At 54.9% G+C, this 3,024-nt stretch carries 4 protein-coding genes; 3 read left to right on the forward strand and 1 reads right to left on the reverse strand.

From position 1 onward, the window contains the following. Nucleotides 1–17: 17 nt before the first annotated feature. Both rplI and AC221Y_RS22705 read left to right on the forward strand, forming a co-directional pair. Nucleotides 18–653 (forward strand): 50S ribosomal protein L9, encoded by a 636-nt coding sequence (gene rplI, locus AC221Y_RS22700; RefSeq protein ID WP_486708561.1) that lies wholly within the window; start codon nt 18–20, stop codon nt 651–653. Nucleotides 654–898: 245 nt separating this feature from the next. Next, nucleotides 899–1,282: a DUF2237 family protein gene (locus AC221Y_RS22705; RefSeq protein ID WP_486708562.1), complete on the forward strand. Its 384-nt coding sequence runs from the start codon at nt 899–901 to the stop codon at nt 1,280–1,282. Nucleotides 1,283–1,351: 69 nt separating this feature from the next. Here the strand turns inward: AC221Y_RS22705 and AC221Y_RS22710 are convergent, their stop codons facing one another. Next, entirely contained in the window at nt 1,352–2,005 is a 654-nt protein-coding gene (locus AC221Y_RS22710) for a DUF6962 family protein (RefSeq protein ID WP_486708563.1), read from the reverse strand. Between the two features lie 156 nt (nt 2,006–2,161). Here AC221Y_RS22710 and lgt point away from each other — a divergent pair. Continuing rightward, nucleotides 2,162–3,024, forward strand: an 863-nt coding sequence (gene lgt, locus AC221Y_RS22715; RefSeq protein ID WP_486708564.1) for a prolipoprotein diacylglyceryl transferase, incomplete at its 3' end; no start/stop codon positions are given.

A 3,024-nucleotide genomic window follows, 5' to 3' on the forward strand; every position in this document is an offset into this window, starting at 1 on the left:
AAATAAGGAGCCGACCAATGGACGTTATCCTACTTGAACGCGTAGCCAAACTTGGCCAGATGGGCGATGTCGTGTCCGTCAAACAAGGTTTCGCTCGCAACTTCCTTCTGCCGAAAGGCAAAGCGCTCCGCGCCAATGCCGAGAACATGAAGCGCTTCGAAAATCAGAAGGCTCAGCTCGAGGCGCAAAACCTCGAAGCCAAGTCCGAAGCCGAAGCCGTGGCCAAGAAACTCGACGGACAGCAGTTCATCGTGATTCGCTCAGCTTCCGATTCCGGTTCGCTGTACGGCTCGGTCACAGTACGTGACGCAGCAGACGCCGCGACCGAGGCCGGCTTCACGCTGGACAAGAAACAGTGCGTTCTGAACAAGCCGATCAAAGAGCTCGGCATTCACTCGCTGACAGTTGTCCTGCACCCGGAAGTCGAAGTGACGATCGAACTGAACGTCGCGCGCTCCAAGGACGAAGCTGAACTTCAAGCCTCCGGCAAGAGCATTCAGGATCTCGCAGCCGAAGCAGAAGCTGAAGCCGAATTCGAGATCGCCGAATTGTTCGAGGACATTGGTTCCGCGGCAGCCGACGAACTGGACATCGTTGACGAGTCTGTTCCGGTCGAGTCGGAAACCGACGAAGAAGGCGAAGAAAACAAATAGGCCGGTTACCGACCTGGTATCAACGGCCTTTGGACGATTAACCGTTCTGGCCCTGATCCGACTCCAGATAAAGCCTACCTTGATAATCGCGGTAGGCTTTTTTGATACCGCAGCCCGCTTTCACTTTCGCAGCGATATTCTTTGCAGTTTCCCGCCCCGCCCCTTATTGCTTGGCAAGCAACTCCCGCAGCGGTCCAACGAAATCCGGGACCAATTGAACCGATCGAGAAAGCATGAAAGACCCTATGAAGCCCGAACTCGAAGAGAGCACCAACGTGCTGGGCGAACCTCTGAAGCCCTGTTCAAACAGCCCTCTTACAGGTTTCTTCCGCGACGGCTGCTGCAATACGGGGCCATTGGACAAAGGCCGGCATACGGTCTGTGTGCTGGTCACGGCGGACTTCCTGGAGTTTTCCAAAACCCGCGGAAACGACCTCAGCACTCCGATTCCAGAATTTGGATTCGCCGGCCTGAAACCCGGCGACCGCTGGTGTCTGTGCGCGGATCGCTGGGCAGAAGCTGACGCTTTCGACGCAGCGCCGATGGTCGTCCTGGAATCGACGCATCTGAATACGCTGGAAACAATCCCGTTTTCGATCCTTCGTAAAAACGCGATAGACATGAACTGAGCATGTCTGGGCTGGCTCAGGTGAAAAATACGTCTGCTGATGCCGAAACCAGCCTCGCCCGAGCCCTCCCTAACTACTGTCAGCCCGCGTTTTAAATCTCTCATTAAATCCATCTATACTATTGAATAGTAACAGAAACGCCACTCCCTGCAAGACATGGTAGACGGCATTGTGCGCAAAATACACAGGGTGAATATCCAGACCCAACTGCTGGAGAAGTGTGGCGACAAAAATCAGTAAAATGCCGAAGATTCCGAATAGCAGAGGTCCTTCGCCGCAGCGGCGATACTCGACTACATATCCTGCCAAAAGCAGAACCAATGCCGGAAACAAATTCAGAACTGCGAGCTGAAAGGCCTGGGTCACGAACACAACAGCGAGCGCATAAGCCGCAAAAACAACAAGGCCAAAAATCCTGATAATTGCCCGCCAGGGTCGATAGAGGGGGAACTCCGCGACAAGAAACCAGACGATCAGTCCGGCTGAGCCGAGCGAAAGAAGAGTCGCCGACCAGACGATCCGGCTCAAGGCGCTGTCATATGAATTCAGAAAGCCAAGCCAAATACCTCCCAACGCGGACCCGGCGGCGAGCGCGAGGAACAGGGCGCCAAACCCACGTCGCAAGGGCCCCACCGACCCTTTGCCTGAACGAAGCGCCAGCGCGAATACGACACACTCAACCGTGAGCGCGAAATCAGTCAGGGCGACATCGGGTTCCGTCAAAGCAAATCCTCGAGGTTTTGAAAAGTGCGTCCGGAGCATTGAATACAGAACAACCGTTAGCCCACTTTAGCGAAATTCCCCTTGATTCAGGTCAACGCACGTCGCGGCGATCCGGTCTACCAATTCTTACAGAGCGGCAGTTCTGGAGGAACATCGATGGTCCACGACTTTGATCCAGCTATCATTTCTTCGCCAATCTCAATTTATTGGTATGGCGCAGTCTACAGCTTGGGCTTTCTCGGTGTTTTCATTTGGTTCTGGCTGCGCCAAAGGCAACTGGCGCTCTTGAAAGCGGACGTATATCTCTTCACGATTTTCATGGGCGCAGGAGTGATGATCGGCGGTCGCGTTTTCGACATACTGGTCTATGAACTGGACTATTACCGCGCGCACCCGCGTGCTGCGATTAACTGGTGGGAAGGCGGAATGGCCTCGCACGGCGTTTTGCTCGGTGCGCTCATTGCGACCCTTGTGTTTGCGCTATGGCGCAAGCGGTCTCTGCTCGAATTGCTTGATGAAATGGTGGTACCGGGCGTCTTTCTCTTGGCTGTCGGTCGATTGGGCAACTTTATCGAAGGCGGCGTCGTTGGCCGTGCCACTGATGTTTGGTGGGGCTTCCAATACGCCGATCTCGAAGGCGCGCGACACCCTGTTGCGCTTTACGAAAGCGCAAAGAATTTCGTGATCCTGCCGGTTCTGATCTGGGCCCTGAAAATATGGCCGTCGGGACGCGGCGTCGTCGTCAGCCTTTTTGTCCTGCTCTATGCGGGTTTGCGCTTTGGCGTGGATCTTTTCCGAGATTACGAGGCCGCATGGCTCGGCATTGGTACCGGACAGGTGTTCAATCTTGTCATGGCGGCGGCAGGACTGCTGATGCTGATCTGGTTCATTCGCAATCCGCACCGGATCGCGAAGCCAATCGCCTTTAGGGATCGAAAGGTCGGTTGGGTCCTTCCACTGGTTCTGGCGGCGATCATCCTCTATCCGCTTGGCATTCCAACCAGTTGGACCCAGAAAAA

It is taken from the genome of Boseongicola sp. (assembly GCF_057460485.1).

Coding starts and splice junctions, on each gene's coding strand:
- rplI (WP_486708561.1), top strand. CDS start 18: ATGGACGTTATCCTACTTGAACGCGTAGCCAAACTTGGCCAGATGGGC.
- AC221Y_RS22705 (WP_486708562.1), top strand. CDS start 899: ATGAAGCCCGAACTCGAAGAGAGCACCAACGTGCTGGGCGAACCTCTG.